A 3,760-nucleotide genomic window follows, 5' to 3' on the forward strand; every position below is an offset into this window, starting at 1 on the left:
CCTACGCCCCGCCCCTGCCTCCCCCGAGTCCAGAGCACCGGGTTCACGCCAAACACGCACGTCGGTGAACGTTCTCCCGCCGTTCAGCGTCTTCGACTATGACATTGAACAATCCTCAATCCCGAAGACCTCGAGACCTCGAGACCTCGAAGACCCCGAAGACCCCGAACGGAAACCCCGAGCCGTGCCCCCTGCCGAACTCACCGTCGTCCGGCCGGAACCCACCGCCACGCGCTGGAAGCATCCGCTCCGCACCCGGTGGGAGCGCTACCGCGTGCCGTTCGTGGCCACCGCCCCCACCGTCCCGTTGTACGCGGTCTGGTACCTGTTCCTCGCGACCGGCGGCGGCGACCTCGCGGCCCAGGAAGCCTGGGCGGAGTTCGTGTCACGGCACGGCGGATCGGCGTACAACCTCTTCTGGTACGGCGGGATGCACACCGCCAACTACAGCCTGATCTCGCCCTATCTGATGGCCGTGATCGGGGTGCGCACGGTCACCGTGGTGTCCGGTCTGGTCGCCTCCTGGCTCGCGGCCGTCCTCATCCAACGGGCGGGCGTACGGCGGCCCATGGGCCCTGCCCTCCTCGCGTCGCTCGCGCTGTGGTGCAACGTCGCCTCCGGCCGCACCACCTTCGCCCTCGGCACCGCACTCGGCCTCGCCGCCTGCGTCCTGCTGACCCGGGAGCGGCGTGTCCTCCTCGCGGGGTCGTACGCGGCGCTCGCGACGATGGCGAGCCCGGTCGCGGGCCTGTTCCTGGCGGTGGTGGGCGCGGGCTTCCTCGTCGTACGGGACTGGGGGCGCGCCCTCGCGCTACTGGCACCGCCCGCCGTGGTCGTGGGGATGACGACCCTGTTCTTCCCGTTCTCCGGCGAGCAGTTGATGCCGCCCGACCGGATCTGGCCGCCCGTGCTGCTCGGGCTGACCGTGACGGCGCTGGCCCCGCGCACCTGGCGGGTGGCGCGGTGGTCCGGGGTCGTCTACGCGACCGGGACCGTGCTCGTGTACCTGGTCGCCTCACCGATCGGCACCAACGTCGAGCGGTTCGCGGAGCTGTTCGCGCCCGCCGTGCTGCTCGCGGCGCTGCTCACCGTGAGGGGACTGCGCCGGAACCTGCTGATCGGGGTCCTCGCCTTCGCCGTGTACTGGGTCGGCTCGAAGACCGTCGACGACCTGGAGGTGTCCACGACCGTGCCCGCCTGGGCCGCCGACACCCGGGGCGTCGTCCAGGCCCTGAAGCGGGCGGGCGCCGACCGGACCCGCGTCGAGGTGGTCCCCGCCCGCAACCACCGCGAGGCCACCGCGCTCGCCCCGCACGTGAACATGGCGCGCGGCTGGAACCGCCAGCTCGACATGGAGCGCGGCCGGCTCTTCTACGACGGCACGTTCTCGGAGGACACCTACCGCGCCTGGCTGGACCGCTGGGCCGTCGGCTTCGTCGTCCTGCCGCTGGGCAAGCCGGACGGGTACGCCGAGGACGAGGCCCGCCTGGTGCGCGAGCACCGGCCCGACTGGCTGGAGCCGGTGTGGCGGGACGCTCACTGGCGGGTGTACCGGGTGCGCGGGGCCGTACCGCTCGTCTCGGCGCCCGGGACCGTCGTGGGGACCACGAGCGCCGAGGTGGACCTGCGGGTGCCCGGCCCCGGTTCGGTGACCGTGCGGGTGGCGTACTCGCCGTGGCTGCGCGCCGACGGCGGGTGCCTGACGCGGGACGGCGAGTTCACGCGGCTGACGGTGACCGAGCCGGGCGCGTACCGGATCAGCTCGGAGTACGGTCCTTCGCCGTCGTCTCCTGCTCGCTGCTGATCTGAGCGGCCTTCGTCACCGTACGGGCGCGCGGGCCCTGGAACAGGTATGTCAGCCCGAAGCCCCCGCCCACCACGGCTGCGCCGCCGACCGCATCGAGGACCCAGTGGTTGCCGGTCGCCACGATCGCCGAGACCGTGAAGAGCGGGTGCAGCAGGCCCAGCGCCTTCATCCACCACTTCGGCGCCATGATCGCGATCACCAGACCGCACCACAGGGACCAGCCGAAGTGCAGCGACGGCATCGCCGCGTACTGGTTGGTGAGCGCGGTCAGCGTGCCGTAGTCGGGCTGGGAGAAGTCCTGCACGCCGTGCACGGTGTCGATGATCCCGAGGTTCGGCATCAGACGCGGCGGCGCCAGCGGGTACAGCCAGAAGCCGAGCAGCGCGAGCAGGGTGGCGAGGCCGAGGGACGAGCGCGCCCAGCGGTAGTCGACGGGGCGGCGGACGTAGAGGAGGCCGAGGACCGACAGCGGCACGATGAAGTGGAACGACGTGTAGTAGAAGTCGAAGAAGGCTCGCAGCCAGTCGATCTTCACCACCGCGTGGTTGACCCAGTGCTCGATGTCGAGGAAGAGGGCCTTCTCGATGTCGAGGATCTGCTGCCCGTGTTCCTCGGCGGCGGCCCGTCCGCCGGTCGCCGCGAGCCGGACCTTCGCGTAGGCGGCGTACGTGACGCGGATCAGCAGCAGTTCGAGCAGCAGGTTCGGGCGGGTGAGGACCCGGCGCAGGAAGGGCAGGAGCGGGACGCGTCTGAAGCGCGTGGGGACGGGGTCGGCGTACTGCGTCGGGATCGGTGACTGGTAGTGGAGCGAGGTGCGGGACAGGAACGGCACGACCAGGGCGGCGGCGAGCGCGGCCAGCAGGACGACGTTGTCACGCAGCGGGTACAGGAACGCCATGTTCGGCAGCATCATCTTCGCCGGCAGCGTCATCACCAGGACGACGGCGACCGGCCACACGTACCGGTCGCGTGCCTTGCTGCCCACCCGGCCGACCACCGCGAGCAGCACCCACAGCAGTTGGTGCTGCCAGGTCGTGGGCGACACGACGATCGCGACACAGCCGGTGATCGCGACCGCGAGCAGCAGTTGCCCGTCCCGCGCGTACCGCACGGCACGCCGCATGCCGACCAAGACGACGACGGCGCCCAGCACCAGGAACAGCCCGATCTCCAGCGGCCCGGTGAGGCCGAACCGGAGCAGCGCGCCGTGCAGGGACTGGTTGGCCAGGTCGTCCGCCTTACCGCCCAGGCCGACGCCCGCCAGGTGGTGCACCCAGTAGGTGTACGAGTCGTGCGGCATCGCGGCCCAGGCGAGCGCGGTGCACGCGGCGAACGTGATCCCGGTGGAGGCGGCGGCACGCCGGCGCCCGGTGAACCACAGCAGCCCCGTGAACAGCAGCACGGTCGGCTGGAAGGCGGCCGCGACCCCGATGAGGACGCCGCTCGTCCGCTCCCCCCGTACGGCGAAGCACCCGGCCAGCACTAGCAGGACCGGGATGATGCTGGTCTGCCCCAGGTACAGGGTGTTGCGCACCGGCAGTGACAGCATCAGCAGGCTGACCGCGACGGGCGCGGCGAGCAGGGCCGTACGGCGGGACACGGGCCCCGGCAGAGCGCGGGCCGCGATCAGCCCCAGGGCGACGACCAGGAGCAGGGTGCCGAAGGTCCAGCCCCAGCCGAGGGCCTGTTCGGCCGAACGGGTGAGTGGTTTGAGGACGAGCCCGCCGAAGGGTGTACCCGTGAACCGGTCCGAGTCGTACAGCGAGCCCTTCACATGCAGCACACCGTTGGGCCCGACCCAGGTCTCCAGATCCGTCAGCCGGTCCCCTCTGGGGGTACGGAGTACGACGGCGATCTGCCGCAGCGCCAGGACGGCGGCGACGAGCCACAGCACGACCCGGACCGCCCCCAGCCTCGTAGTCACCGCTCCCGCCCCGAAGGCACTCCCCGGAC

General features: G+C 71.5%; 2 protein-coding genes. One reads left to right on the top strand and one right to left on the bottom strand.

Features of this window, described 5'->3' with window-relative positions; translation table 11 throughout:
* Positions 1-184: 184 nt before the first annotated feature.
* Entirely contained in the window at positions 185-1,804 is a 1,620-nt protein-coding gene (locus FNH08_RS46745) for a glycosyltransferase family 87 protein (RefSeq protein WP_322726550.1), read from the top strand.
* Here FNH08_RS46745 and FNH08_RS46750 read toward each other — a convergent pair.
* Positions 1,758-3,760 (bottom strand): bifunctional glycosyltransferase 87/phosphatase PAP2 family protein (locus FNH08_RS46750; RefSeq protein WP_407704593.1); only part of this gene is annotated, 2,003 nt, incomplete at its 5' end. The two genes, FNH08_RS46745 and FNH08_RS46750, sit on opposite strands and share 47 nt — an antisense overlap.

The organism is Streptomyces spongiae, assembly GCF_009377185.1.
Lineage (GTDB): Bacteria > Actinomycetota > Actinomycetes > Streptomycetales > Streptomycetaceae > Streptomyces > Streptomyces spongiae.